Annotated in this window: 20 protein-coding genes; 16 read left to right on the top strand and 4 right to left on the bottom strand. The window is 71.8% G+C overall.

Annotated elements, in window-relative coordinates:
* The first annotated feature begins 206 nt into the window (after positions 1–206).
* From C3V41_RS14200 to C3V41_RS07230, 11 genes are all read left to right on the top strand, one after another.
* Entirely contained in the window at positions 207–341 is a 135-nt protein-coding gene (locus C3V41_RS14200) for a hypothetical protein (protein WP_299049618.1), read from the top strand.
* A gap of 215 nt (positions 342–556) precedes the next feature.
* The gene (locus C3V41_RS07275; protein ID WP_106109714.1) at positions 557–2,230 is read left to right on the top strand and encodes an ABC transporter family substrate-binding protein; all 1,674 of its coding nucleotides are present in this window, start codon (positions 557–559) and stop codon (positions 2,228–2,230) included.
* A gap of 176 nt (positions 2,231–2,406) precedes the next feature.
* Positions 2,407–3,027: a hypothetical protein gene (locus tag C3V41_RS07270; protein WP_106109713.1), complete on the top strand. Its 621-nt coding sequence runs from the start codon at positions 2,407–2,409 to the stop codon at positions 3,025–3,027.
* Positions 3,028–3,311: 284 nt separating this feature from the next.
* The gene (typA, locus tag C3V41_RS07265) at positions 3,312–5,234 is read left to right on the top strand and encodes a translational GTPase TypA (RefSeq protein WP_106109712.1); all 1,923 of its coding nucleotides are present in this window, start codon (positions 3,312–3,314) and stop codon (positions 5,232–5,234) included.
* Between the two features lie 289 nt (positions 5,235–5,523).
* Entirely contained in the window at positions 5,524–7,968 is a 2,445-nt protein-coding gene (locus C3V41_RS07260; protein WP_129591514.1) for a VanW family protein, read from the top strand.
* Between the two features lie 410 nt (positions 7,969–8,378).
* On the top strand, positions 8,379–8,729 hold the full coding sequence (gene fdxA / locus C3V41_RS07255; protein WP_106109710.1) for a ferredoxin: 351 nt from the start codon (positions 8,379–8,381) through the stop codon (positions 8,727–8,729).
* A 129-nt stretch (positions 8,730–8,858) separates the two neighbouring features.
* Positions 8,859–10,073: a succinyldiaminopimelate transaminase gene (gene dapC / locus C3V41_RS07250; protein WP_106110731.1), complete on the top strand. Its 1,215-nt coding sequence runs from the start codon at positions 8,859–8,861 to the stop codon at positions 10,071–10,073.
* Between the two features lie 67 nt (positions 10,074–10,140).
* A complete protein-coding gene (locus C3V41_RS07245) occupies positions 10,141–10,392 on the top strand; it encodes a type II toxin-antitoxin system Phd/YefM family antitoxin (protein WP_106110730.1) in 252 nt (83 codons plus the stop codon).
* Positions 10,393–10,647, top strand: a complete 255-nt coding sequence (locus C3V41_RS07240; protein ID WP_106109709.1) for a Txe/YoeB family addiction module toxin — start codon at positions 10,393–10,395, stop codon at positions 10,645–10,647.
* Between the two features lie 177 nt (positions 10,648–10,824).
* A complete protein-coding gene (locus C3V41_RS07235; protein WP_254423515.1) occupies positions 10,825–12,426 on the top strand; it encodes a citrate synthase in 1,602 nt (533 codons plus the stop codon).
* A gap of 98 nt (positions 12,427–12,524) precedes the next feature.
* Complete coding sequence (locus C3V41_RS07230) at positions 12,525–13,361, top strand: class I SAM-dependent methyltransferase (RefSeq protein ID WP_106109708.1); 837 nt, start codon at positions 12,525–12,527, stop codon at positions 13,359–13,361.
* A 35-nt stretch (positions 13,362–13,396) separates the two neighbouring features.
* Here the strand turns inward: C3V41_RS07230 and dapD are convergent, their stop codons facing one another.
* Positions 13,397–14,380 carry a 2,3,4,5-tetrahydropyridine-2,6-dicarboxylate N-succinyltransferase gene (gene dapD, locus C3V41_RS07225; RefSeq protein WP_106109707.1) on the bottom strand — a complete coding sequence of 328 codons (984 nt, stop codon included), beginning with the start codon at positions 14,378–14,380 and terminating at the stop codon, positions 13,397–13,399.
* A 104-nt stretch (positions 14,381–14,484) separates the two neighbouring features.
* Here dapD and C3V41_RS07220 point away from each other — a divergent pair, with 104 nt between their 5' ends.
* A complete protein-coding gene (locus tag C3V41_RS07220; protein ID WP_106109706.1) occupies positions 14,485–15,297 on the top strand; it encodes a histidine phosphatase family protein in 813 nt (270 codons plus the stop codon).
* The gene (locus C3V41_RS07215; RefSeq protein WP_254423514.1) at positions 15,294–16,085 is read left to right on the top strand and encodes a hypothetical protein; all 792 of its coding nucleotides are present in this window, start codon (positions 15,294–15,296) and stop codon (positions 16,083–16,085) included. The genes C3V41_RS07220 and C3V41_RS07215 overlap by 4 nt, the downstream gene beginning before the upstream one ends.
* A 488-nt stretch (positions 16,086–16,573) precedes the next feature.
* Here the strand turns inward: C3V41_RS07215 and C3V41_RS07210 are convergent, their stop codons facing one another.
* Positions 16,574–16,990, bottom strand: coding sequence for a PLD nuclease N-terminal domain-containing protein (locus C3V41_RS07210; protein WP_106109705.1), 417 nt, complete (start codon positions 16,988–16,990; stop codon positions 16,574–16,576).
* Between the two features lie 364 nt (positions 16,991–17,354).
* Here C3V41_RS07210 and C3V41_RS07205 point away from each other — a divergent pair, with 364 nt between their 5' ends.
* Complete coding sequence (locus tag C3V41_RS07205) at positions 17,355–18,683, top strand: AMP-binding enzyme (RefSeq protein WP_254423513.1); 1,329 nt, start codon at positions 17,355–17,357, stop codon at positions 18,681–18,683.
* Positions 18,684–19,385: 702 nt separating this feature from the next.
* The gene (locus tag C3V41_RS07200; RefSeq protein WP_106109703.1) at positions 19,386–20,321 is read left to right on the top strand and encodes a 1,4-dihydroxy-2-naphthoate polyprenyltransferase; all 936 of its coding nucleotides are present in this window, start codon (positions 19,386–19,388) and stop codon (positions 20,319–20,321) included.
* Between the two features lie 536 nt (positions 20,322–20,857).
* On the opposite strand, the gene C3V41_RS07195 is transcribed toward C3V41_RS07200, so the two are convergent.
* Both C3V41_RS07195 and C3V41_RS07190 read right to left on the bottom strand, forming a co-directional pair.
* On the bottom strand, positions 20,858–21,433 hold the full coding sequence (locus C3V41_RS07195; protein ID WP_106109702.1) for a YagU family protein: 576 nt from the start codon (positions 21,431–21,433) through the stop codon (positions 20,858–20,860).
* A gap of 319 nt (positions 21,434–21,752) precedes the next feature.
* The gene (locus tag C3V41_RS07190) at positions 21,753–22,877 is read right to left on the bottom strand and encodes a 1,4-dihydroxy-2-naphthoyl-CoA synthase (RefSeq protein WP_106109701.1); all 1,125 of its coding nucleotides are present in this window, start codon (positions 22,875–22,877) and stop codon (positions 21,753–21,755) included.
* 177 nt (positions 22,878–23,054) lie between these two features.
* On the opposite strand from C3V41_RS07190, the gene C3V41_RS07185 reads away from it, so the two are divergent.
* Positions 23,055–24,365, top strand: a complete 1,311-nt coding sequence (locus tag C3V41_RS07185) for an arginine deiminase (protein ID WP_106109700.1) — start codon at positions 23,055–23,057, stop codon at positions 24,363–24,365.
* Positions 24,366–24,442 lie beyond the last annotated feature (77 nt).

Here is a 24,442-nt window from a genome sequence, read left to right as displayed (position 1 = left end):
GGCCCGGACACCGCGGTCCCGCCTGTCAGGACGACGCCGGCGTCCAGGAGGGTCCGGGCAGGACCTATCCTGGAGGCTGGCAGGCCTGGACCAGCTGCCCCTACCTCTACCCCAGTGATCATGAGATCGACTCGCTCGTCACGCAGGCCAATACCGCCCAGACCAATGAGGAGCGGCTCAAGCTCACCACCCAGATCGACGTCCTGGTGTGGGAGAACGTCTTCAACATCCCGATCTACAACCGGGTCCAGCTCACCGCGGTGCCCAAGAAGCTGGCCAACTTCGGCGCGGTGGGCCTGGGCTCCTTCCGGCCGGAGGACGTCGGCTACCTCTCCGAGTGAGCCGGTGGGCCGAGCTGCGGCAGGACGACCGCGCCGGGCTGTAGGCGATGTGGTAGCGCGCCTCATGCGCTACCACATCGCCGCCCTCTGTGTGACCCCGGTCTACTAGCTGGACGGCCTGTGTCCAGCATGTGAAATATTTCCCGCATGTAACGTATAAATATGTATTATGGGTTGTGTCCCTCTTTACAGAATCCCGGAAAGTCGGAGACCCCATGATGATTAACCGCCGTCTCTTCCTCGGTGGAGCTGCCTCCACCGCCGCCCTCCTCGCCCTGGCCGCCTGCGCCAAGGAGACCTCTACGGCGGGGGACGCCGTCCCCACCGCCGCCGCCGCCATGCAGAAGGTGGAGCACGACCAGGTCAAGCAGGGTGGTGAGCTCCGGTTCGGCATGACCTCCAAGATCACCAACTGGAACGCCTCCCACGTGGACGGCAACGGTGTCGACCTGCGTATGCTCATGCACTTCGTCAGCCCGTTCTTCTTTGAGTACGCCGATGACGGGACCCCCACCCCCAACCCCGACTTCATTGTCTCGGCGAAGGCCAGCGAGGTGGACGGCAAGACCGTCGTGGACGTGGTGCTCAATGAGAAGGCCGTGTGGGGCTCGGGCCGCCAGATCAGCGCGGACGACTTCGCAGCCTCCTACGCCGCCGCCAAGGACACCAACTACCGCTTCGCCTCCACGGACGGCATTAAGCTGGTGGAGAAGGTCGAGAAGGAGACCGACGCCAAGTTCAAGGTCGTCTTCGAGAGCACCTATCCCGACTGGAGCAACGTCGTTTCCGGCTGCCAGCCGGCCGAGCTGATGAAGGACGCGGCGACCTTTAACACCGCCATGGTCTCCACCTTCAACAACGACTACTTCTCCGGCCCGTTCAAGGTCGACTCCTGGGACGACGCCGCCCAGATCGCGACCCTGGTCCCCAACGAGAGGTGGTGGGGTGCGGCCCCCAAGCTGGACAAGGTGACCTTCCGGGTCCTGGACTCCTCCGGGGAGGCCACCGCCTTCGCCAACAAGGAGATCGACGTCATTGACTACATTATCTCCTCCGACGTCTACAAGCAGGCCCTGACCCGCTCCGACGCCGTTATCCGAGGCAACTTCGGCCTCCAGTGGCGCTGCTTCACCATTAACGCGGCCAACGGGATCCTGGCCGACGTCAAGGTCCGCCAGGCCCTCATGCGCGCCACCAACCGCGAGGCCATTGCCAAGTCGGACCTGGCCGGGCTCCCGGTGGACGTCTCCAAGGTCCTGCTGGGCAATCGCTTCTTCATGCCCAGCCAGGCGGGCTACCAGGACAACTCCGGCCCCTGGTCCTACGACCCCGAGGCCGCCAAGAAGCTCCTGGACGAGGCGGGCTGGACGGTAGGTGCCAACGGGACCCGCGAGAAGGCCGGCCAGCCCCTCAAGATCAACTTCACCATCCCGCAGAACACGTCCACCACTGAGAACGAGCAGGGTCTCCTCCAGTCCCAGCTGGCCGAGGTCGGCATCACCCTGGAGCCGGTCACGGTGGACACCAATAAGTTCTTCAGCGAGTACCTCGTCCCGGGGAACTACGAGATCTCGGCCATGACCTGGCAGGGGACCCCGTACCCCATGAACAACGTCGGCCAGATCTACGGCAAGGGCTCGGAGTCCAACTACTCCGACGCCGACATCCCGGAGGTGGACGCGCTCATCGCCCAGATCGACGTCGAGATGGACCAGACCAAGCGCATTGAGCTGACCAACAAGGTGGACGCGCTCATCTGGGAGAACGTCTACAACTACCCCCTGTACGAGCGCATGCAGCTCACCGCCGTCCCCAAGGGCCTGGTGAACTTCGGTGCCATGGGGCTGGCGAGCTTCCGGGCGCAGGACATCGGCTACGTCGACCAGTGAGGCCGGCCTCCCGGCTCCCCCTGCCCGTGCCGTGCGGGTAGGCGACGCAGCTGACTCGGGCGCCCTTGGCCTCCCGTCCCAGGCGGGAGGCCAAGGGCGCCCGTCAATCGCGGGGCGGCCCAGGCGCCCGTGGCCGCCTCCGCCCGCACCAGCGGGACCGGTGGCAGGATGAGGGCGTGCCCACCGTCATCGTCCGCTCCCTGCTGGCCCGCACCGGCGCCGTCCTGGCCGCCCTGGTTATCCTGGCCCTGCTGGCCCTCCTGCTCGTCTCCGACGGCCCAGACGCCATTGCACCCCCACTGGCCACCGGCTACGGTTTCCTCCTGGCCATCTGGACCCTGTGGTGGGCCCCCGAGGTGCGCCTGACCCCCGAGGAGCTCGTGGTCCGCAACGCCTGGACCACCACCTTCGTGCCCTGGTCCAGGATCTCCCACATCGGGGGCCGCTGGGGCCTGGAGGTGATCCTGGACGACTCCACCCGTGTCAAGGTCGCCGCCGCCCCCCGCCGCGGCGGCATCGCCGCCGGGGTGCGCTACCACATGGACCACGCCGCGCGCGCGGAGGCGGCCCGCCGCCCGGACCTGCTGGGGAGCCGGGTGGTCCGTGAGGAGCTCCTGGACGGTGAGGGCGTACACGCGGTGAGCCTGGACGCCTCGGGCGCCGCCGACCTCATTGAGGTCTACCAGGAGCGGGTCGGTCAGGTCGGCGAGGGGCAGAGGCGGGTGCAGGTCAACCAGCCCCTGGTCTGGGCCTGCGGGCTCCTCCTGGTCCTGGTGGCGGCAGCGCTCCTGACCTGAGCGACGTTGTGCGGTGCAGGGCCCGTGCCGAGGAGGGGCGCTAACCGCAAGGTGTTCGTGATCCTCGCGCTGGCAGGGCCCGCGCCGAGGGGGAGCGCTAACCCGCGCCGGTCGCACAGCGCACGCCCGGTGGTGACAGCCTGCACAGGCCTGATGTCGCCTCCGGCATAGCAGGTCGGGACGGGCGCCCACTACCCTGGAGACGTTGTGCGCCGTCGCCCGCTGTGCCGCCGTCCGGCGCCGCAGGAGCGAGGGCGCCCCATCAGATGGAGGAAGAACCTCGTATGACCGTGCGCCAGGACCTGCGCAACGTTGCCATCGTCGCCCACGTCGACCACGGCAAGACCACCCTCGTTGACGCCATGCTCTGGGAGGCCGGGGCCTTCGGGGCCCGGGCCACCGCGGAGTCCACCGGCGAGCGGGTCATGGACTCCGGGGAGCTGGAGCGCGAGAAGGGCATTACCATCCTCGCCAAGAACACCGCCGTGCACTACCAGGGTCCGGCCGCGGTGGAGGCCGGGTGCCCCGAGGGCATTACCATTAACGTCATTGACACCCCCGGTCACGCCGACTTCGGCGGGGAGGTCGAGCGCGGGCTGTCCATGGTCGACGGCGTCGTCCTGCTGGTGGACGCCTCCGAGGGGCCCCTGCCCCAGACCCGCTTCGTGCTGCGCAAGGCCCTGGCGGCCAACCTCCCGGTCATCCTGGTGGTCAACAAGGTGGACCGCCCCGACTCCCGCCTGGCCGAGGTGGTCTCCGAGACCACCGACCTCCTCCTGGCCCTGGCCGGTGACCTGGTCGACGAGCACCCCGACCTCGACCTGGACGCCGTCCTGGACGTGCCCGTCATCTACGCCTCCGCCAAGGCCCGCCGCGCCGACACCACCGCCCCCGCCGACGGCCAGCTGCCCGCCAGCCCGGACCTGGAGCCCCTCTTCCGCACCATTATCGAGCGCATCCCCGGCCCCAGCTACGACGAGGACGCCCCCCTCCAGGCCCACGTCACCAACCTGGACGCCTCCCCCTTCCTGGGCCGCCTGGCCCTGCTGCGCATCCACAACGGCACCCTGCGCAAGGGCCAGTCCGTGGGCTGGGCCCGCCACGACGGCAGCATCGTCAGCGCGCGCGTCTCCGAGCTGCTGGTGACCGAGGGCCTGGAGCGCAAGCCCGCCGAGGCCGCCCACGCCGGGGACATCGTGGCCGTGGCCGGTATCGAGGACATCACCATCGGCGAGTCCCTGGTGGACCCGGACGACCCCCGGCCCCTGCCGCTCATCCGGGTCGACGACCCCGCCATCTCCATGACCATCGGCATTAACACCTCCCCCATGGCCGGGCGGACCAAGGGCGCCAAGGTCACCGCCCGCCAGGTCAAGGACCGCCTGGACCGCGAGCTGGTGGGCAACGTCTCCCTGCGTGTGCTGCCCACCTCCCGCCCCGACGCCTGGGAGGTGCAGGGGCGCGGCGAGCTGGCCCTGGCGATCCTGGTGGAGCAGATGCGGCGGGAGGGCTTTGAGCTCACCGTCGGCAGGCCCCAGGTGGTCACCCGCACCATTGACGGCGTCCGCCACGAGCCGGTGGAACGCATGACCATTGACGTCCCCGAGGAGTACCTGGGCGCCGTCACCCAGCTCATGGCCGCCCGCAAGGGGCGTATGGAGACCATGACCAACCACGGCACCGGGTGGATCCGCATGGAGTTCCTGGTGCCGGCCCGCGGCCTGATCGGCCTGCGCACCCAGTTCCTCACCGAGACCCGGGGCACCGGCATCGCCTCCTCCATCGCCGAGGGCTACGAGCCCTGGGCGGGACCGATCGTCTCACGGACCACCGGCTCCCTGGTCTCGGACCGCGCGGGCTCGGTGACCGCCTACGCCCTCATCCGCCTGGCCGACCGCGGCACCTTCTTCGTGGAGCCCACCCAGGAGACCTACGAGGGGCAGGTGGTGGGGGAGAACCCCCGTGACGAGGACATGGACGTCAACGTGGTCCGTGAGAAGCAGCAGACCAATATGCGCTCCTCCACCGCCGACGCCTTCGAGGCCCTGACCCCGCCGCGCCACCTCACCCTGGAGGAGGCCCTGGAGTTCGCCGCCGACGACGAGTGCGTGGAGGTGACCCCGGAGGCGATCCGTATCCGCAAGGTCATCCTGGGCGCCCAGGAGCGTTTCCGTGACAATGCCAGGCGCCGCCGCGCCGGGGCCTGACGGGCGCCCCCGGCCCCGTCCGGCCCGCCCCCGGCCCTGAGCCGGACACCCAGAGTTCTTGATCCCTGACCGAGAATCGGAGCCAACAGTGACCGTCCCCGTCCCCGACCCCAATGCGACCCCGTCCGACGCCGACGACGCTGCCGTGGTACAGCCGGACCCCCACCCGGCCCCCCGTCATACCGGTGGCACGGCACCTGGTGGCGCGGGCGCGCCTGGTACCGCGAGCGCGCCTGATGGCACCGTCAGCGGTGCGGGTGCCGACGCCGTTGTGCACGCCGCTGGCACCGTGAGTCCCGCTTCAGGCGGTGCCGATGCCAAGGCCGTTGCCCCTGCTAAGGCCAGCCCCACCGAGGCCCCTGCCTCCGCTGAGGGTTCCTCTGAGGCCGCCGACCCCGTCGCGGACACGGCGACCCCTGCGGCCGGTACTGCCGACACCGCTCTCGCCGAGGACACTGACGCCACCAGTGATACCGGCTCTAAGAGGGCCGTCGCCAAGGCCACCGGTCCCACCAGGTCCGCTGGCTCCGCCAGGTCCGTTGGTCCTATTGGGGGTGCTCATACTGAGGCTGGTGCCAAGGCTGCTGCCCCCGCTGAGGGCCCCGCCAAGGCTGCTGCCCCCGCTGAGGACCCCGACCCTGCTAAAGCCAGCCCCGTCGAGACCACTGACTCCACTGACGCCGACCCCGCCGAGGATGCTGCTCCGGCCAAGGCCAGTCCCGCCAAGGCCATTGCCTCCGCTGAGGTTGCTGACTCCGCTAAGAACACTGCCCCCGCTAAGGCCAGTACTGCCAAGGCCCCCGCCCCTGCCAGGGCCGCTGCCCCCGCTAAGGCCAGCAGTGCCGAGGCTGCCGACCCGGCTGACACCGACCCCGCCGAGGACACGGCGACCCCTGCAGCTGGTACTGCCGACACCGCTCCCACCGAGGACACCACCAGTGCCACCGAGGACGACGACACCGCCACCGCTACCGACTCGGCGTCGGCCTCCAGCTCCCAGCCCGCTCAGGGCCGACGGCGCTGGTCCCGGCGTCGTAGGACGGCGCTCGCGGTGGTGACCGGCCTGGGTGTCCTTGCCCTGCTGTGGCTGGGGGCCGCCTGGTGGAACACGGCCAACCTGGCCCCGGGCTCCAGCATCTCGGGCGTGGCCGTGGGCGGTATGAGCCTCTCCGAGGCACGCCAGGCCGTCGCCACCCAGACGCAGGACGTGCTGGACGACCCGGTGACGGTGACGGTGAACGGCTCCTCCGCCCAGATCACGCCCTCCAAGGCGGGAGTGAGCGTGGACGCCGAGGCCAGCGTGGAGCGTCTGACCCGCTTCACCCTCAACCCCGCCACGATCTTCAACCGGTTCACCGGGGCCAGGGTCGACGCCGTCGTCAACGTGGACCCCGTGGCCCTGACCGGGGCGCTCGGCTCCCACCTGGACGAGCTCGCCACCGGCACCTCCAACGCCTCCGTCATCCTCAACGGCACCACGCCGGTCCTGATCCCCGCCTCCGCGGGCAACGGGGTGGACATTGCCGCCTCCGTACGACGCCTGACCGCCAACTGGCCCCTGGGTAAGACCACCATTGAGCTCGACGCGGGCCAGGCCCGCCCCACGATCACCGACGCGGCCGCGCAGGCCTTTATCAACGACACCCTCAACCCCCTGCTGTCCGCGCCGCTGACCATTACGGCCGCCGGTACCGACGCCGCCAGTATCTCCGCCGGTGACGTGACCCTCAGCCCCGAGCAGGTCGCCGGCCTGGTCACCATCTCCTCCTCGGGCACCGCCCTGAGCGCCGCCCTGGACGCCGACATGCTCTACGACACCGTCGTGTCCACCATGGGCGCGGACGTGGAGGTCGCCCCCCAGTCCGCCACCTGGACCATTGACGGCAGCGACGAGGGTGCCCCCACCGCCACGCCGCAGTACGTGGCACCCGCCAACGGGCGCGTCATCGACCGTCAGGCCCTGGCCGACGGCGCCCTCAAGGCCGGGACATCCAGCGCCACCGGGCGCACCGTCACCCTGCCCCTGGTGTCCAAGGAGCCCGCCCTGACCACCGCGGCGGCGGACTGGAACATTACCGAGTTCATTAGCGACTACTCCACGCCCTTCTACTCCGAGCCCGGCCGGGACCAGAACCTCAGGCGCGGTGCCGAGCTCCTCAACGGGAAGATCGTCATGCCGGGACAGGTCTTCTCCACCGAGGAGGCGCTCGGGGAGGTCGACGAGGAGCACGGCTTCGCCGCGGCCGGCGTTATCAGCGACGGCAAGCACGTTGACGCCATTGGCGGGGGCCTGTCCCAGATCGGCACCACCATGTTCAACGCCGCGTTCGAGGCCGGCATGGACGACGTCGAGCACCACCCGCACACCTACTGGTTCAGCCGCTACCCGGCGGGGCGTGAGGCCACCATCTGGACCGGGGAGAAGGACGTCAAGTTCGGCAACTCCACCCCCTACCCGGTGCTGATCCAGGCCTGGGTCTCCGGCGAGGAGGTCCACGTGCGCCTGTGGTCCACCCGGTACTACGAGGTCTCCATTACCTCCGGGGAGAAGACCGACTACCGGCCGGTCAGGACGGTGACCGCCAGCGGCCCCGGCTGCGAGGCCTACTCCGGGGGCAACGCCGGGTTCGACATCACCGTGACCCGCTCGCGCAAGGCCCCGGACAAGACCGTCCCCGACGACGTCCTGACCACCAAGTACGAGGCCGACAACCGCATTGTGTGCAGCAAGTAGGCCCGTTGGGCGCGGACGGGGAACGGCCCTGGGTCGGTGCTGGCCGGGCGTACCCGGGGTCGGAGGCGGGCTGACCTGCTGGGTCCGGTGCTAGCTGGCCGGGCCGGGGGGCCGGAGTGGGCCTGGGGCCGGGCGTACCCGGGGTTGGTACTGGTTGTGCCTGGCCGGGTTCGCTCCTCGGGCCCGGAGGCTGGCCGTACCTGGCCGGGTCCGCCCTCCGGGCCCGCGGGCACAGCCTGCGGGTATCCGCGACCTGGACATGACGTAAAGGCCGGGCGCCCTGGGTCGGGAACTGGCGGAGTCGCGCCGTCGGCAACCTCACTTGGGTGAGCGGGCTCGGCGGCGGGATACTAGCCTGAGCTCCCCTGGCCGCTTCCCGCGGCACCCAGCGACCCAAGGAAAGAAGCGTCATGGCCTACGTCATCGCCCAGCCCTGCGTGGACGTGAAGGACCGCGCCTGCGTGGACGAGTGCCCTGTGGACTGCATCTACGAGGGCGAGCGGACTCTCTATATCAACGCTGACGAGTGCGTGGACTGCGGTGCCTGCGAACCGGTCTGCCCCACCGAGGCCATCTTCTACGAGGACGACGTCCCCGACGAGTGGGCCGACTACACCCGGGCCAATATCGACTTCTTCGCCCTCAAGGGCCTGGGCAGCCCCGGCGGCGCCCAGGCCACAGGCCCCCAGCCCTACGACGACCCCATGGTCGCCGCACTGCCCCCCCAGAACGACGACTGGAAGGCCGAGAACGGCTACTGACTCCCCGCGCGCTCGTCCCCCAGGCGCGGGCAGGACATCCGCACCGTCCTCTCTGCCGTCGTGGGGGAGAATCGGCCTGTGACCACCAAGCCCGCCAGTCAGCCCCCTGCTGGCCAGCCCCTCACCGGCCTGGCCAGCGCCACCATCCTGCCCCGCCCACCGGCCCTGCCCGACTTCCCCTGGGACTCCCTGCGCCCCTACCGGGCCCGCGCCGCCCAGCACCCCGACGGCGTCGTGGACCTGGCCGTCGGCACCCCCGTGGACGACACCCCCGCCGTCGCCCGCCAGGCCCTGGCCGACTCCTCCAACGCCCCCGGCTACCCCACCACGGTAGGCACCCCCGCCCTGCGTGCGGCCGTCATTGAGTGGATGGCCCGGCGTCGGGGCGTGCCCGCTCTCATGGACGCCGAGGTCATCCCCACCATTGGCTCCAAGGAGTCCGTCGCCCTCCTGCCCCTCCAGCTCGGCGTGGGCCCGGGCGACCTCGTCCTCCACCCGCGCGCCGCCTACCCCACCTACGACGTCGGCGCCCGCCTGGTCGGCGCCCACCCGGTCCCCGTGGACACCGACGCCGACCCCGCCACCTGGGTCCTGCCCACGGGCCCCGACGGCACCCCACGCGACCCGGTCCTCGTCTGGCTCAACAGCCCCGGCAACCCCGACGGGCACGTCCTCTCCGTGGCCCAGATGGCCCGCGTGGTGGCCTGGGCACGCCGGCGCGGCGCCGTCGTCGTCTCCGACGAGTGCTACGCCGAGCTGCCCTGGGCCGAGCCCTGGGTGAGCCAGGGCGTCCCCAGCCTGCTCGACCCGCGCGTGGGCGGTACCAGGCCTGACGGCGCCCCCGACCGCTCCGGCCTCATTGTCCTGTACTCCCTGTCCAAGCAGTCCAACCTCGCTGGCTACCGGGCCGCCTTCCTCGCGGGCGACGCCGCCCTGGTCGCCGCCGTCACCGAGGTGCGCAAGCACGCCGGCCTCATGGTCCCCGCCCCCGTCCAGGCGGTGATCACGGCCGTCCTGGGCGACGAGGCGCACGTGGCCGCCCAGCGGGAGACCTACCGCCGACGCCGCGCCCTCCTGGTGGAGGCCGTCGCCGACGTCGGGCTGGTGGCCGACCCGCTCTCGGTGGCGGGACTCTACCTGTGGCTGCGCGGGCCCGCGGGCATGAGCGCCTTCGACCTGGTGGGGGCCTTTGCCGAGCTGGGCATTGTGGTGGCCCCCGGCGACTTCTACGGTACGGCCGGCGCCGGGCACGTGCGGGTCTCCCTGACCGACACCGACGAGCGGGTGGAGGCGGCTGCCGCCCGCCTGCGCGGCCCGGGAGCCGCCGCCCTGTTCCGCCCCTGAGCCGGTCTCCGCCCACCCATCTGGTACCGTTACCTGGTACCGTTGTTCAGGTAGGGAGGTGGTGACCGTGTCTATTAGCGTCAGCCAGGCACGCAGGACATTGTTCCCGCTCATTGAGCAGGTCACCAGTGACCGTGTGCCCGTGGAGATCGTCTCACGGAAGGGCAGCGTCGTCCTCATGCCCGCTGACGAGTACGCGGCCTGGCAGGAGACCGCCTACCTGTTCCGCTCCCCGGCCAACGCCCGCAGGCTGCTTGACGCCTATGACCGGGCGCGCGCGGGCCGGACCGAGGAGCACGACCTCGACCGGGAGGACTGAGTGAGGCTTGTCTGGGACCCCGGCGCCTGGGAGGACTACAAGCACTGGCAGAGAGCCGACCGGCGGGTCCTTAAGCGTGTCAACACCCTGATCGACGCCTGCCTGCGTGACCCCCGCGCCGGCATAGGCAAGCCTGAGCGGCTTATGTACGGAGCCCCCGGCGCCTGGTCGCGGCGTATCACTGACGAGCACCGTCTCGTCTACCTGGTCGACGGCGACGACCTCGTTATCCTCCAGGCGCGCTACCACTACTGACCGCACCGTGCCCGGCTCGAGTGGGTGGAGGCGGCTGCCACCCGCCTGCGCGGCCCGGGAGCGCCCGGTGCCAGGCGCCGCGGATACCACACCCTGTCACCACCAGCGCCTACAGTGGTGGGTGAGGACCGTAGTCCCGGTGGCCCGCCTGGCTGCCACGACCACAGAGGAGGCGTCATGACCGAGTCCCCCACCCCGAGTGCCCACCCCGGCACCGCTCCCGCCGCGAGCGCCACCCGCGCGACCGACGCCGGCCCTGCCGCCCCCGCCTCCTGCGCCGGCCCGGGTCCTGCCGCCCGCCCTGGAGGGCCCGTCGACCCCGGTGGCGGCCTCAACCCTGGTGGCGGGCGCCCTGGCAGCGGGCCCCGTCCCGGTGGCAGCCCCCGCCCTGGCAGCGTGCCCGTGGACCTGTCAGACTCCGACGCCCCCGGTCTGCTGAGCGTGGACCAGGTGCAGGTGGAGCTGCCCCGGGCCTTTGCCACCGAGGGCGCCGACGGCCTGAGGGTCGGCAGCCTCCTGGGCGCCACGGGCCTGGTCACCCTGGACCCCGGCTACACCAACACCGCCTCCTGCGCCTCGGAGATCACCTACATTGACGGTGCCGCCGGGATCCTGCGCTACCGCGGCTACCCGATCGCCGAGCTCGCCAAGAACTCCAGCTTCCTGGAGGTCGCCTACCTCCTGATCAACGGGGACCTGCCGGACAGGAGCACCTTTGAGCGCTTCCAGGAGCGTATCGCCCGCCACCGGCTCCTGCACGAGGACTTCCGCAGCTTCTTCACCTCCTTCCCCTCCTCGGGTCACCCCATGGCGATCCTCCAGTCCGGGATATCCGGCCTGGCCACCTACTACGAGGACACCCTCAACCCGCACGACCCCTACGAGCGCGAACTGGCCACCGTCCTGCTCATTGCCAAGATGCCGACGATGATCAGCTACATCGCGCGCCGCGCCATCGGCCTGCCGCTGCTCTACCCCGATCCGCGGAACAGCTACGTGGAGGACTTCCTGCGCCTGACCTTCGGCATGCCCTACCAGGCCTACGACATTGACCCCGTGGTCATTGGCGCCCTGGACATGCTGCTCATCCTCCACGCCGACCACGAGCAGAACTGCTCCACCTCCACGGTGCGCCTGGTGGGGTCGGCCGACGCCAATATGTACGCCTCCGTGGCGGCGGGGGTGGGGGCGCTGTCCGGCCCGCTGCACGGCGGGGCCAACGAGGCGGTCCTGCGTATGCTGGACACCATCCAGACCCAGGGGCTGAGCACGGGCGAGTTCGTCCGCAAGGTGAAGAACAAGGAGGACGGGGTCCGGCTCATGGGGTTCGGGCACCGGGTCTACAAGAGCTACGACCCGCGCGCCGCCCTGGTCAAGGAGGCGGCCCACTCGGTCCTCAGCCGCCTGGGCAGCTCCGAGGGGGACCGCAAGCTGGAGATCGCCATGGAGCTGGAGGAGGTGGCCCTGAGCGACGAGTACTTTGTCTCCCGCAACCTCTACCCCAACGTGGACTTCTACACCGGCCTGATCTACCAGGCCATGGGGTTCCCCACCAAGATGTTCACGCCGTTGTTCGCCCTGGGGCGCCTGCCGGGCTGGATCGCCCAGTACCGGGAGATGATGGTGGACCCCGCCAAGCGCATTGGCCGGCCCCGGCAGGTCTACACCGGGCCGGTCGAGCGCCACTACGTGGCCATGCGACGCCGTGGGGCGCCGGTGCGCGAGTACCCGGGGGTGCGCACGGGCGTCTCCAGCCTGGACCGCGTCACCCGGGTCTGAGCCTGACGGCCGGGGTGTCTGTGCCGTGCTGACCGTGCCGGGACCTGGGGCCTGGGACCGTCTGTTTTATTCCGGTACCACCAGGTTAAACTGGGCGCATGGCTGAACCGCACGACCGTCCCAAGGCTGCCGCTCCCTCTGACCCCTCTGACGTCCCCCTTCCCTACGCCGACCGCCCCGTGGCCACCGCCCCGGGCCACTGGGTGCTGGCCCGCGCCGGCAAGCGTGTCCTGCGCCCGGGCGGCGCGGCCCTGTCCGCCGCCATGCTCGCCCGTGCCCGCCTGGCGGGGGCCGACGTCGTCGAGATGGCCCCCGGCCTGGGGCGCACCGCCGCCGAGATCATGAAGGCCGGGCCCGCGTCTTACACGGCCATTGACCGGGACCCGCAGGCTGCCGCCCGGGTGGCCGCCGTGGTCGGGGACCGCGGCACCGTCCGGCAGGGCGAGGCCGCCGCCACCGGCCTGCCGGACGCCTGCGCCGACGTCGTGGTCGGGGAGGCCATGCTGACCATGCAGGGGGACAAGGGCAAGGCCGCTATCGTGGCCGAGGCCGTCCGGGTGCTGCGGCCCGGCGGCCGCTACGCCATCCACGAGCTCGGCGTCGTCCCCGACGACATTGACCAGGACCACTACACCGAGCTGCGCAAGGACCTGGCCCGCGCCATCCACGTCAACGCCCGGCCCATGACCGCCGCCGCCTGGAAGCAGCTCATGGAGGACGCGGGCCTGAAGGTGGAGTGGGTGGGCACCGCCCCCATGGCCCTGCTCAAGGTGGGGCGCAACCTGCGTGACGAGGGCCTGCGCGGGGCCCTGCGCATGGTGCGCAATATCCTGCGGGACAAGGAGCTGCGTGCCCGTATCCTCCAGATGCGTGCCGTGTTCACCCGCTACAAGAAGGACATGGTGGGCATTGCCCTGGTGGCCCGCAAGCCCTGAGGGCGACGGGCCCGGCGCCCGGGCCGGGGGCGTCCCTACTGGTTGGTGTGGAGCTCGGAGTTGAGCGCAATACCCTTGCCGCCGCGGGAGAGGGCCTCCACGGCGCCGGACTGGGAGTTGCGGCGGAACAGCACGTTGGAGGCCCCCGCCAGCTGGCGGGCGGAGACCACGCGAGGCTCCTTGAACAGGCCGTGGCTGCCGGGCACCACACCCCCCTGGGGCATGAGTGAGACCTTGGTCCCGGCCGTCAGGTAGAGTCCCGCCTCCACCACGCAGTCGTCCCCCAGCGGGATGCCCAGGCCGGAGTTGGCCCCCAGCAGGCAGCGCTCGCCCAGGGCCACGCGCTGGCGTCCGCCGCCCGAGAGCATGCCCATGGTCGAGGCGCCGCCGCCGATGTCCGAGCCGTCGCCAATGACCACGCCCTGGGAGATGCGTCCCTCCACCATGGAGCGCCCCAGGGTCCCGGCGTTGTAGTTGACGAAGCCAGCCTGCATGACGGTGGTGCCCTCCGACAGGTAGGCGCCCAGGCGCACGTTCGCCGCGTCGCCGATGCGCACCCCCGAGGGCAGCACGTAGTCGGTCATGCGGGGGAACTTGTCCACCGAGCTGACCTGGACGGGGGAGCCCAGGGCGGCGCGCAGGCGGGTGCGGGTGGTCTCGAAGTCCTCCGCGGCGCAGGGACCCACCGAGGTCCACACCACATTGGGCAGGCGGGAGAAGATGCCGTCCAGGTTGACCGTGTTGGGCAGGGCCAGGCGGTGGGACAGGACGTGCAGACGCAGGTAGGCGCCCGCCACGGTCTGGGGGGCGTCGTCCAGGTCCGCCCAGGTGCGCACCACGGTGGTGTGCACGCCGCGGGCCGCGTCCTTACGCTCCATGGTCGTCAGGGTGGCCAGGAGGTCGGCGTGACCGTCCTCGGGCTCGTCGCCCAGGACGGGGCGGGGGTACCACACGTCCAGGGTGGTGCCGTCGTCGGTCACGGTGGCGAGGCCGAGGCCCCATGCGCTGCGAGTCGTCATGGCCCCACGATACGGCTCCCGGGCCGACGGCGCCGTGGTGGGTTCTGCCGTCGGCTCACCGTGGGCGGGCCCCGGCGGGGGCGGGGCGTGACAGAATCAGGGCTATGGTGCGTACGACGATCCACGTGATGAGGCACGGCGAGGTCTACAACCCCGAGGGGATCCTCTACGGCCGCCGCCCCGGCTACCACCTCTCCGCCCTCGGGGCGGCCATGGCCCAGCGGGTGGCTCACGTCCTGTCCGCCACCGGGCACGACGTCGTGGCCGTCATCACCTCCCCGCTGGAGCGCGCCCGGGAGTCCGGGGCGCCGACGGCCGAGGCCTTCGGCCTGACCCCGACCACCGACGTCCGGCTCACTGAGGCGGGTAACCACTTTGAGGGGGTGCCGGTCAACCGCGACCGTCGGGTGCTGACCCACCCCCAGCACTGGCGCTACTACGTCAACCCCCTGCGGCCCTCCTGGGGGGAGCCCTACGTCGACCTGGTGGCCCGCATGGCCGCCGCCGTGCGCGACGCCGTCCCGCTGGCGCAGGGCCACGAGGCGCTGCTGGTCAGCCACCAGCTGCCCATCTGGTCGCTGCGCCTGTGGCTGGAGGGCCGTCTCCTGGCCCACGACCCCCGACGCCGCCAGTGCTCCCTGGCCTCCCTGACCTCCCTGACCTTTGAGGACCGTACCCTGACCGGACTGGCCTACTGGGAGCCCGCCGGGGACCTCCTGCGCCAGGCCGAGGACATGGTCCCGGGCACGTCGGCCGCCAGCGAGAAGATGGGCGACGCCGGGGCGGCCACGCCAGCAGCGCACGACGCCGCGCCAGCAGCGCCCGCCGGGCCCGAGACCGGGGCGGCCACACCGGCAGCGCACGACGCCGCGCCAGCAGCGCCCGCCGGGCCCGGGTCCACGGAGGCCCGGGCGTGACCCAGCCGCCGACGTCGGGCCCCCCGCAGCCGGGGCCCCCGACGTCGGACGACCTGGTACCCGCGGACGGGCAGCGCCTGGTGCACGACCCCCGGCCCCGCCCCGCCCCCCGGCGGCCCTGGACCGGCCAGGACTTTGTCTGGTGGAACACCGCCGGGGTCCTGACCTCGCTGGCGCACCGGCGTCGGCCCAACCCGGTCTCACCGGTCGTGGACCCGGTGCGACGCCACCTCGGGCCCGACGAGGTTATGCTGGCCTCCGCCGACGCTGAGCTCCTGCTGTTCCGGCGCGGGGACGCCACCTACAACCCCTCGCGCGGCTTCTTCCTGGCGGGCGGCCCGGTGGGGATCGCCCTGACGGCCGCGTTCTTCGGCGGGCAGGCCTACGTCAACTCGCGCCGGAGGAAGGCCGCGCAGGCCGACGCCGTGGTCCGGTGGCGGCACCTGGCGAGCGCACGTGTGACCGTCTCCACCCACGGCATCTACATTGGTACGGGTGAGGGGGTCATGCCGGTCTCCTACGCCGACATGCAGGAGATTCAGCTCACCGGGGTGGGGGAGGTGGTGATCGCGGCCACTAACGCCAGGGGGTCGGCCCGCTGGAAGCTGCGTACCCAGTGGGCCGAGCTCATCCTCGTGCTCTGGGCCGCCCAGTACATGCCCGAGCACCCCCAGCTGGCCGGGGCCACCTGGCTGCCGGGGGACTGGATGCTCCACGCGGCCGCCCACGGCTACGACGTGGACGTGGCCAGCTGGCCCGCCTGGACCCAGCCGCGTCTGCGGGCGTAAGGCGGCCGCCCGGGGGAGTTGCACATTCTTTCCGTGGCCCCGGATTCAGGAACCGCGAAATCATGCGGATCCGCGCGGTAGCGTGAGGTCTGGGAACAAGATGAATGTGCAACGACGACGGCGTTGCACATTCATCTTGTCACCGGGCCCCGCACGGGTGGAGAAAACGTTGAAATGGCGCCATTGGCCCGGCGGCGCTCCCGGGATGAATGTGCAACACCGGCCGGGGGCGGGGGCTGGTCGGTGAGGTAGCCCGGGGAGTCGGCGTCAATGGGACCCGCCCCGGGCTGGGGCTGGCGCAGGAGCGGCAGTCCGCCAAGCTGCGCTGACCCGACCCCGGGGTGAGAGCTGGCGCACCTCAGGAGTCCCGAGGCTGCCGACCTGGTCGCCCCGACCCCCGGGGCGGGGGCCAGCGAAGGAGCAGGGGCCAGCGAAGGAGCAGCAGCCCGCCATAGCCGTGCTGACCCGCCCTTGGGGCAGACCGGTCTTCAGGCGGTGGGGTCGGGCTCGCTGTCTCCGGTGCCCGGCGTGTCCTTGCGGTCGTCTGGGTCCGTGCCTCCGCCCTCCTGGGCCCGCCGACGCCTGCGGATGTCCCGCTCCAGGCCCCGCAGGAACTCGGGGTCGTCGTCGGGGGCCATTGGGCGCCGTCGGGCGGGGCGGTGGAAGGTGGTGCCCTCGGGGGCCGACCAGATGGTGGGCTCCACGACCCCGCCCTTGTCCTCGGCGGCCTTGACCCGGGAGGTAATGATCCAGGCGATCGGGCCGACCATTGGGGTCGTGACAATGAGGAGAATCCACAGGAACTTCGGCATACGTGCAGGCAGGGACTCCTCGGGGCTGCGGGCGCAGTCCAGGAGGGAGTAGATCGTCAGGGCGATGACGAGGACGAGGAGGAGCGCGCGCATGGCAGGAGCGTAGCCGAGTGGCTACCTGTATGGGCACAATGACCTTGTGATCCCTCGGCTGCTGCGTGTCCACGGTGTCCTCGTCCCGGTTGACGCCAGGCAGGCGCTACCGGCACCCGCCCCCGCGGCGGGCGCAGTGGGACGGGGTGCAGCGGGACCAGGTGTGGCGGATGCGGTGGGACTGGGTGCAACGGAAGCAGCAGGAACGGGTGCGGCGGGCACGGCGGGACCGGCGGGCACGGCGGGACCGGCGGGACCGGGTGCAACGGATGTGGCAGGAGCAGGTGCGGCGAGTACAGCGGGGCCGGGTGCGGGCGCAATGGGATTGGCGGCGAGCGCGGTAGAACCGGATGCAGTGAACGCGGTGGGACTGGATGTGGCGGACGCCGAGCTCCGCGCCGACCTGGGGCGGCTGCTGGGGACCCGGCCCGGCATTGACATCGTCCTGCGCACCTCCGGCTCCACCACCGGCACCGGGCGGCTGGTGGGCACGAGCGTGCAGGCCCTGGTCGCCTCCGCCCGTGCTACCCACGCCAGGCTCGGTGGGCCGGGACGGTGGGTGCTGGCCCTGCCCGCCCACCACGTGGCCGGGCTGCAGGTGCTCGTGCGCTCCCTCGTGGCCGGGGTGCCACCTGTGGTGGTGGATCTGGAAGGTGGCTTTGACCCTCGGGCCCTGGGCCGGGCCGTAGCCGCTGCCGCGTCTGCTGGTCCTGTGACCGTCGGTGCGTCCCTAGGCGACCCTGCCGCGTCCGGGCTGGCCACCGGCTCCGCGCAGGGGGCGGTCCGCGGCAACCAGGCCAAGAGGCCGGTCCCTGCCGACCCCACGCGGGGGGTGGTGCCTGTCGGGCGCGCCGCACTGGCGCGCCAGCCTGCCGGCCCCGAGCAGGAGGTGGTGGATCCGGCCCTGGTCAGGCTCGTCCGCCAGGCCGCCGGCCCCGGAACGCCCACGCCACCTGCCCGCGTCTACGTCTCCCTGGTTCCCACCCAGCTTCATCGTGTCCTTCAGGACCCCCAGGCCACCGCCGACCTGGCCCGGGCGACGGCGGTCCTGGTCGGTGGGGCCTCGGCGTCGGCGGACCTCCTGGGCCGGGCCAGGTCGGCGGGTATTGCCGTGGTCACCACCTACGGCATGACCGAGACCGGGGGCGGGTGCGTCTACGACGGTGTCGCCCTGGACGGGGTGCGGGTGCGCGTGGAGGGGCCCGAGGGGCGGATCGTCATCTCCGGGCCGGTGGTGGCTCAGGGCTACGTAGGTGACGCCGGGGGCGGCTGCGAGTTCCGGCAGGGCCCTTGGGGGCGGGAGGTGTGGACTTGCGACCGGGGGCGTGTCGAGGCCGACGGGCGCCTGACGGTCCTGGGGCGCCTGGACGACATGATCGTCACCGGCGGCCTCAAGGTGGACCCCCACCTGGTTGAGTCCGTCCTGACCAGCATCGACGGCGTCCGCCAGGCCTGCGTCGTGGGGGTGGAGGACCAGGAGTGGGGCAGCGTGGTCGCCGCCGCCGTGGTGCCCGCCCCCGGGTCCAGGCCCGACGCCCAGGAGGTGCGTCGGGCGGCACGTGCCCTGCTCGACGGCGCCCACACGCCCAAGCGTGTGCGTGTGCTGCCCGCGTTGCCCCTGCGGGGGCCGGGCAAGGTGGACCGCCGTGCGGTCGCGCAGCTCCTGGCCGGTGACGTCTCCGGGGCGCCCTAATCCCTGGGCTGGCCCCACTATCCCGGGGCCTGGCCCGCTAGTCAGCAGCGTGCGGCCCCGGACGCCCGGCCAGCCCCACTACCCCGGGCCTGGCGGTCCTGCGGACCAGGGCGTGTGCGTGGGCGGCTGGTCCCACTGCCCCGGGGCCTGACGTGAGTGATCGTGCTGCCGGGGCCGGAACTGCCGGCCGGCCCCCATCGCCGACTGCTGGGACGCGACGGTCCCAGGTGCGGCCCCGGACGCCCGGCCAGCCCCACTACCCCGGGCCTGACCGCAGATGCCTCAGTCTTCTCACCCGGCACCCATACGCGGCGAGCTCTTTGCGCGCCGTGCGGTGCTTGATTCTGTCGCAATCTGAGGATCAGAACCGACCCCACCCCGCCCAGCACTTTGTACACCCAATGTCCACGCAGGTCAGGAGCCCGGGCCCTGGTGTAGCCGAGGGTGGCCCTCCTTCTGATCCTCAGATTGCGACAAACCGGCCCCAGGACCCTCGGGATCCCCGGCTGGTGGTCGTGGGGGGGTGAGAGGATACGGCTCGTGAACGAGCAGCCAGCCCCCGATCCCAGCCCGAGCCCCCGGCCGGGAGCGGGCCAGCAGCCAGGAGCCCCGGACGGAGCCGGAACGCACGTCCCGGGCCGTCAGCCAGGGGCAGGCCAGCAGCCGAGCCGTCCCGGGCCGCGGGCGACCAGCTGGGTCGAGGTGGTGCGGCTGCGGACCCTGCCGGCCGCCGTCGCCCCGGTTGTCCTGGGCACCGGCGCCGCCGTCGCCCTGGGACGGTGGTCCTGGGTGCGTGCGCTCCTGGCCGCCGGGGTGGCCCTCGCGCTCCAGATCGGCTGCAACCTGGCCAACGACTACTCCGACGGCGTGCGTGGCACCGACGATAACCGCACCGGTCCGCCCCGCCTGACCGTCTCCGGGCAGGTCGCTCCCGGCACCGTCAAGCTGGCCGCGTTCGGCTGCTTCGGGGTGGCCGGGCTCCTGGGACTGGGGCTGCTGGCAGTCAGTGGGCAGTGGTGGATGCTGGCGCTCGGCGCCGCGGCGATCGCCGCCGCCTGGTTCTACACCGGCGGCCCCCGCCCCTACGGCTACGCGGGCCTGGGCGAGGTGTTCGTGTTCGTGTTCTTTGGGCTCGTGGCCACCGCCGGGACCACCTACGTCCAGGCCGGGCGCGTGCCCGCCTGGGTGTGGCCGGCGGCGTGCGGCATCGGGCTCATTGCCTGCTCCCTGCTCATGGTCAACAACCTGCGCGACATCGCCACCGACCCCGCCCACGGCAAGCGCACCCTGGCCGTGCGCCTGGGGCCTGGGCGCGCCAGGACCGCCTACCTGCTCATGCTGGGCCTGCCGGTCGTCCTGGGCGGGGTGTCCCTGGTGCTGGCCCGCTACGACCTGACCGACGGCGCCCAGACCACCGGGGGCTGGACCGGGCCCAGCCTCCTGGTGCTGCTGCTGTGCTGCTCGGCGATGGTGGAGCATGCGGCCCGCCCGGTCCTGGCCGGGGCCACGGGGCGCGCGCTCATCCCGGCCCTGCGTAACGCCGGGCTCTACGAGCTGGTCTACAGCCTGCTCCTGGCGGTGGGGCTGGTCCTGGTGGACCCGGCCCTGGGGGCGGACCTGTGGGCCCCCTGGTGGTGAATCCGTGACGGGCCCAGGGCCCCGCGTACGGGCGGGCCCGTGGCGGTCAGGACGAACATGAGGGTGCTGCACCCAGGGCCCCGCGTACGGGCGGGCCCGTGAGCAGGCTGCTACAGCTCGCTCACCGGCGGCAGCCAGGGTCGGACCCGTGAGCCCCTGACGGGCGCGCCAGCAGCTGGCTGGCAGGGTTCCGCGTACGGGCGGACCCATGCGCCCCTGAGGCCAGCAGGCGTTGAGGACTGAGGGTGTGGGCCCGGCGCCCGGGCCCGCAGGATAACCCCCGGACGACTCCCGGCGCTGAGGGTGTGGGCCCTGGTGGTGGGGCCAGCAGTGCCCTGGGACGTGGCCGTAAACGCCCGCACGTGTGGGCCCCTGCACGTCTTGCAGGCCGCGTGGCAGGTCGGTCACGTGAATACCTGCACGTGTGGGCCCCTGGTGGTGGGGTTGGCAGCAGCCTGGGCCGTGAAGCCGGGGTGGGCGGCCGGTGGGGCCAGCGCCGGCCCCACCGCGGGCGTGCTACTCCACTGGGGACGGGCCTACCGGGTGGCCGCGTCCAGCGGGACCTCGGCGTCGGGCTCGTGGGTAATGCGGTTGCGCAGGTCGCGTCGCACTATCTCAATGGACCACATCCACACAATGTGACCAAGGAGCTCGGAGAAGTGCTCCGACCAGGTCTGGGCGCCCTCCACCCACGGGAAGGGGCTCGGCGCCCACCCCAGCAGCGGCATGACGACGACGTGCGCGCCCACGTAGACCAGGACGCCGAAGACGGCCCCCTGCCACAGCTTGATCCCCGGGTAGTACTCAGCCACCACGCAGTACAGCAGGCCGAAGGCGATCGCAAAGCTGAAGTGCACAATAAAGGACATGATCGGCAGCGGGTTATTGCTGAAGGTCACCGTGCTGTGCGAGGCGTCGTGGGACATTCCGAACCACTCCAGCATGGACTGGGGCGGATTGGTGTCCGAGCGCAGGCCCGGGGTGCGCGGCGGGAAGGGGACCTCCCAGCCGAACTTCACTATGGCGGAGAAGACTCCGCCAATGAGGCCGACCAGCAGGGCCGTGCCGGTACGCCGACGGGACTTGTCGGTGCGGGCGAGCAGGTTGTTCATGAGTGCCCTCTTCTAAGGACGGGGAGGGGTGCGTGTACGCGCCATTGCATGTGAATGATCTCACGCAACATTTGGGCCTGCGAGACGAGTTGGCGTGCGGCGGGGTGCGGGTGGTGCGGCGTGCGGCAGGACGCGGGGGCTCGGGGAGAGCGCCGGGGAATTGGAGTACAGGTGGGTTGCGGGCGCTCCGGGGATAGGCGACCGCATGGTGCACCGGGGCCGGGTGGCCTGGCGGCTGGTGGGTCGTGGGTGCCCCGGGGATAGACCGTGCGGCCCCGCGGGAGCCGTCAGCGCCTTTGGGTAGCCCGCTCAGAGCAGCTCAGAAGTAGTAGGGGAAGGGGGACCAGTCCGGCTCGCGGCGCTGGAGGAAGGCGTCCCGACCTTCGAGCGCCTCGTCGGTCATGTAGGCCAGGCGCGTGGCCTCCCCGGCGAAGACCTGCTGGCCGGCCAGGCCGTCGTCGGCCAGGTTGAAGGCCAGTTTGAGCATGCGGATGGCCTGGGGCGACTTGGAGGTCACGGTGGCCGCCCACTCCAGGGCCCGCTCCTCCAGCTCGGCGTGGGGGACCGCCTCGTTGACCACGCCCCAGCGCGCAGCGGTCTCGGCGTCGTAGGTGCGGGCCAGGAAGAAGATCTCCCGGGCCCGCTTGTCGCCGACCTGCCGGGCCAGCAGCGCCGAGCCGTAGCCGGCGTCAAAGCTGCCCACACTGGCGTCGGTCTGCTTGAAGCGGGCGTGCTCCAGGCTGGCCAGGGACAGGTCGCACACCACATTGAGGCTGTGCCCGCCGCCCGCCGCCCAGCCGGGGACGGCCGCGATGACCACCTTGGGCATGGTGCGGATGAGGCGCTGGACCTCCAGGACGTGCAGGCGACCCGCCCGGGCTGTGTCAATGTGCGCCTGTGCCGCGGCCACGTCGGCGTCGTGGGAGTAGGCGGGGGTCCCGGTGCTGGGAGTGGTGGTGTCGGGGGTGACGGCAGTGCCGCTGTCGGGGGCGACGCCGCCTGGGGCGGTGTCCTCGGTCCCGGTGCCAGCGCTGGGGCTGGCGGCGTCCTCACGCTCGTAGCGGTAGCCGTCGCGGCCCCGCACGCGCTGGTCACCGCCGGATGAGAAGGCCCAGCCGCCGTCACGCGGGGAGGGGCCGTTACCGGTCAGGATGACCGCGCCGACGTCGCCGCTCATGCGCGCGTGGTCCAGGACGTGGTAGAGCTCGTCCACGGTGCGGGGGCGGAAGGCGTTGCGCACCTCGGGGCGGTTAAAGGCCACCCGCACCACCGGCAGGTCGCGGACCCAGGTGCCAGAGGCGTCGCGCACGCAGCCACGGTGGTAGGTGACGTCGGTCAGGCCGCCAGGACCGTGGGGGAAGCCCTCGACCTCCCGCCAGCGGGTGGGGTCGAAGAGCTCCGAGACGCGCGTGGGAACAGGCCGCTCCCCAGGTCGTGTGGGCATGGCGTCAGGGTATCGCGCAGAGCTCCTGGGCGGCCCCCGGAGGCTGGCTGGGCGCGACCCGGGTGTCCTGCCCTGCCACGAGAGCTCCCGGGCGGCCCCCGGAGGCCAGTCCCGGCTCCTGGGCCCTGGTTCCTGGGCCACCCGACGCCCCAGGCCCGGGCCCGTTACCCTGACGTCATGACCACGACACCGGACGCACCGCAGGACCGCCCCTTTATCCCCGTCTCCGACGGCGGGGGGCGCGTGGACTCCGAGACAGGGCGCCTCCGGGAGGTCATTGTCCACCGCCCGGGCGGGGAGATCGCCCGCCTGACCCCCATTAACGCCGACTCCCTGCTCTTTGACGACGCCCTCAACGTCTCCCGCGCCCAGGCCGAGCACGACGCCCTCACCGCGATCCTGCGTGCCGAGGGCGTCATCGTCCACGACTTCCGCGACCTGCTCACCGAGACCCTGGCCGTCCCCGAGGCCCGCCAGCTGGTCCTGGAGGAGACCGTGGGGCCCGAGACCGTGGGGGTGTCCACCTCCGAGGTCCTCATTGACTTCTTCGGCTCCCTGCCCGACGCCGAGCTCGCCGAGGTCCTCCTGGCGGGCATCACCCGCACCGAGCTGCGTGAGCGCCTCAGCGCCGCCGACGCCGCCACCCTGTTCAGCACCACCTACCTGTCCACCCTGGAGGGGCAGTTCGTGGTCACCCCCCTGCCCAACCACCTGTTCACCCGCGACACCTCCGCCTGGCTCTACGGCGGGGTCTCCGTCAACACCATGGCCCTGGCCCCCCGGCGGCGTGAGGCCGTCAACTACGAGGCCGTCTACCGCTTCCACCCGGCCTTCGCCGGCCGCGCCGCCCTGTGGAGCGAGGAGCACGGGGCCTCCCCGGCCACCATCGAGGGCGGCGACTTCCTGGTCCTGGGCAACCGGACCCTGGTCATGGGCCTGACCCACCGCTCCAGCGCCGCCGGGGTGGAGCGCCTGGCCACGCGCCTGTTCTCCGCCGACGCCGCCGACCGGGTCATTGGCGTCCACATGCCCGACCGCGCCTTCTACACCGAGCTCGACGCCGTCATGCACTTGGACACCCTCATGACCATGGTCTCCCCGGACACCTGCCTGCGCTTCTCCGGCTTCAACGACGTCACCACCGTGGAGATCGAGCCCGGTACCAACGGCCAGGCCCTGCGCGTGACCGTCCACGACGGCTCCGAGATGGACGTCGTCCTGGCCCGCGCCGCCGGCACGGACTCCTTCCGCGTCATTAGCCCGGACATGTCCAACGAGGCCGAGGCCCTGCGTGAGCTCTCCCGCGACTCCTGCAACGTGGTCGCCCTCGCCCCGGGGCGCGTCATTGGCTACGCCCACAACCAGGCCGCCAACGACACCCTGCGCCGCGCCGGGGTGGAGGTCATTGAGACCCCCGGGGTGGAGCTGGTGCGCGGCCGGGGCGGCGGGCACTGCATGACCTGCCCCGTCACGCGCGACGCCGTGTGAGCAGCGGGCGTCCGCCCTGCCTCCCGCGTGCCACCTCCTGCGCTCTCGCCTGGCCTACCCCGTGGCTACACCGGGGT

The sequence above is a fragment of the Actinomyces sp. oral taxon 897 genome, assembly GCF_002999235.1.
In the GTDB taxonomy this organism is placed as follows: Bacteria; Actinomycetota; Actinomycetes; order Actinomycetales; family Actinomycetaceae; genus Actinomyces.
Note: the sequence above shows the minus strand (reverse complement) of the source record. Positions and strands in the feature narration are given on the sequence as shown.

Coding starts and splice junctions, on each gene's coding strand:
- C3V41_RS07235 (WP_254423515.1), top strand. CDS start 10,825: ATGACCGAGTCCCCCACCCCGAGTGCCCACCCCGGCACCGCTCCCGCC.
- C3V41_RS07230 (WP_106109708.1), top strand. CDS start 12,525: ATGGCTGAACCGCACGACCGTCCCAAGGCTGCCGCTCCCTCTGACCCC.
- dapD (WP_106109707.1), bottom strand. CDS start 14,380: ATGACGACTCGCAGCGCATGGGGCCTCGGCCTCGCCACCGTGACCGAC.
- C3V41_RS07185 (WP_106109700.1), top strand. CDS start 23,055: ATGACCACGACACCGGACGCACCGCAGGACCGCCCCTTTATCCCCGTC.
- typA (WP_106109712.1), top strand. CDS start 3,312: ATGACCGTGCGCCAGGACCTGCGCAACGTTGCCATCGTCGCCCACGTC.
- C3V41_RS07220 (WP_106109706.1), top strand. CDS start 14,485: ATGGTGCGTACGACGATCCACGTGATGAGGCACGGCGAGGTCTACAAC.
- C3V41_RS07275 (WP_106109714.1), top strand. CDS start 557: ATGATGATTAACCGCCGTCTCTTCCTCGGTGGAGCTGCCTCCACCGCC.
- fdxA (WP_106109710.1), top strand. CDS start 8,379: ATGGCCTACGTCATCGCCCAGCCCTGCGTGGACGTGAAGGACCGCGCC.
- C3V41_RS07210 (WP_106109705.1), bottom strand. CDS start 16,990: ATGCGCGCGCTCCTCCTCGTCCTCGTCATCGCCCTGACGATCTACTCC.
- C3V41_RS07195 (WP_106109702.1), bottom strand. CDS start 21,433: ATGAACAACCTGCTCGCCCGCACCGACAAGTCCCGTCGGCGTACCGGC.
- C3V41_RS07190 (WP_106109701.1), bottom strand. CDS start 22,877: ATGCCCACACGACCTGGGGAGCGGCCTGTTCCCACGCGCGTCTCGGAG.